The 2,397-nt window shown below is 64.9% G+C and carries 3 protein-coding genes; all 3 read right to left on the reverse strand.

Annotated elements, in window-relative coordinates; genetic code table 11:
• Nucleotides 1-687, reverse strand: a 687-nt coding sequence (locus EN939_RS30165; protein ID WP_127271314.1) for a trypsin-like peptidase domain-containing protein, incomplete at its 3' end; no start/stop codon positions are given.
• 248 nt (nt 688-935) lie between these two features.
• Nucleotides 936-1,655: an MBL fold metallo-hydrolase gene (locus EN939_RS30170; RefSeq protein ID WP_127270210.1), complete on the reverse strand. Its 720-nt coding sequence runs from the start codon at nt 1,653-1,655 to the stop codon at nt 936-938.
• A gap of 35 nt (nt 1,656-1,690) precedes the next feature.
• Nucleotides 1,691-2,397: 6-phosphofructokinase (locus EN939_RS30175; protein ID WP_206528376.1), on the reverse strand; the 707-nt coding region annotated here is incomplete at its 5' end.

The following is a 2,397-nucleotide window of genomic DNA, read 5'->3' on the forward strand; positions in this document are numbered from 1 at the left end:
GATGAAATCGTCGAACGGGCCGCTATGCAGGTCACGGCCGCGCGCCGAGACGATACCTGCCGTGACGGTGGTGCCGATGCCGAACGGGTTGCCGAAGGCCAGCACCTGGTCGCCTGGCATGAGCTTGTCGGAATCACCCCATTTGACGGTCGGCAGGGGTTTGTCTGACTTGACCTTGAGTACGGCGAGATCGTTCTTGGCATCGCGGCCGACAAGCTTGGCCGGAAGTTCGGTGCCGTCGTCGAGCGTCACCTTGATCGAAGAAGCACCATCGATGACGTGGTTGTTGGTGACGACGGTGCCATCCGCGCCGACGATGAAGCCGGAACCCAGCGCCTCGGCGCGCTGCGGTTGCTGTTGCGGCGGCGTCTTGGGCGTCGGCATGCCCTGGTCACCGAAGAACTGGCGGAAATAGTCATCGAAGGGCGAGCCGCCGTCGAAAGGAGATGCATCGCTCATCGTTTCAGGCTGTGCCTTCATGACGGTGGTGACCGTCACCACCGCCGGCTTGTCGGCGGCAACGATGGGGGCGAACGAGCCATTGGGCGCGGTGATGCCGGCGACAGGCGTCTGGGTTGTCGGAATGGTGTTGCCCTCGCCTTGGGCGAAAGACATGACGAAGGGGGATATGATCAGCGCAGCGCCCAGCAAGGCCGCGACGCGATGCCTACGAAGGATATCTGACATGGTCGTTTGTCCGGGCGAGAGTTGATCCAGCGCCGTGGCCTCTCCCGTGCGGGGAAATCGGTCATCGGCGTGTCGAGGTCGCAATTGCCCGTCTCGCCTACATGGCAGCCAACCGGATCGACGGCCTTGCATCTAGGGCGCGGATTCGCCCGATTTAGGGTTTTAGGGCGACCTTACGAAGATTTAATATCCGCACGGCGGCAGGGCCGCAAAGTCGTCGGGCGGCACCTTGCTGTCTCGCTGGAGCCTCAGCCACCGGCGCTTCGCTCGAGATAGGCCGTGGCAATCTCGCGCATGCGCTTGCCGTCGAAGCTCGGTCCGTGTCCACCATGACCGATGCGGATCGGCAGGTCCAGCAGGCGCCGCATCGTGCTGACATAGGCGGCTCGGTCGGAATCCGGCAGGTCGTCGATCAGCATGGCGTCATAGATGGCATCGCCGCTGAAGAACAGGCCGTCGACCTCGTCGAACAGCGCGATCGAATCCGGTGAATGGCCCGGCAAATGCAGCACGCGAAATTGCCGGTCGCCAAGATCGACGACATCGCCCTCGTCCAGGGTTCGCGTCAACGGCGCGGGCGGGATCCTGTAGTCGGCCGACTTCCATCCAGGCGCCGGCGGTTTCGAGACGGCACCCTCGAGGTCATGAAACATGTAGGCGTAGGTCGCGGCCTCATCCATGGTCTCGAACCGAGCCGCGCTCATCCTTGGCCCGGCCCGCAACGGGAATTCATGCAGCGAGCCGACGTGGTCGAGATGGATGTGGGTGGCAACGACCAGCAGCGGCTTGCCCTCCGCCGTCTCGATCTGCGGCGCCAGCGGACAGATGCCCATGCCGGTGTCGACGAGCAGGTCGGCATCGCGACCGCGCAGATGCCAGATATTGGCCCGAACATAGGCATGGACGAAGGGCTCGGTCAGCATCGTCGTCTTGTCGTCGACGACGCTCCTGCTGAACCAGTCGGGCATCACCTGTGAGCCGGGCATCAAGTGTGAGCCCGGCATCAGACGAAGGGCTTCCCGACCTTGTACTTTTCCGGCACCAGCCGCTTGAGATAGGCCATGCCGGCATCCGACAGCTGATTGACATCGGGCTTCATGAAATCGTCCGGCATGTGGCGTGTCTTGCCGGCGACGTTCTTGAGCGGCACTTTCTTCAGCACCGTTCTGGTGCCGTCATATTGCAGGGCCACCGAGCCGCCGCCCTGTTCGGCGACGGTGACGGCGAAAGCGCCGGCATCGAACGCCTCCTGCGCGTCGACCGCGCTGATGGCGCCGATATAGCCGCGCGGCATGTAGCCGAGCGCATCGACGCGGGCCCGCTTGCCCGGCAGGCCTTCCGCCAACGCGCGCTCGAGTGCGGCCGGCAGGTCGCTGCCCGACAGCTTGACGTTGCCGTGCGCGTCGCGCTCAAGCTGGTCCGGCGGCACCAGGCTTTCGACCAGTGCCTTGCCGTCGGCGGTGCTGACCCCTTCCGAAACGGCGACGATGCAGCGCTTGTGGCGATCGAGCGTGGCGCGGACGTCGTCGATGAAGCCGGCGGCCGAGAATGGGCGCTCGGGCACGTAGACGAGGTGCGGGCCGCTGTCGGGGTCGAGCTGCCAGGCAGCGGCAGCCGCGGTCAGGAAGCCGGCATGCCGGCCCATGACGATGCCGACATAGATGCCGGGCAGCGCACGAAAATCGAGATCGACCGACAGGAAGGCGCCGG

The organism is Mesorhizobium sp. M7A.F.Ca.CA.002.05.1.1 (assembly GCF_003998335.1).
Lineage (GTDB): Bacteria > Pseudomonadota > Alphaproteobacteria > Rhizobiales > Rhizobiaceae > Mesorhizobium.

Coding starts and splice junctions, on each gene's coding strand:
- EN939_RS30170 (WP_127270210.1), bottom strand. CDS start 1,655: ATGCCCGACTGGTTCAGCAGGAGCGTCGTCGACGACAAGACGACGATG.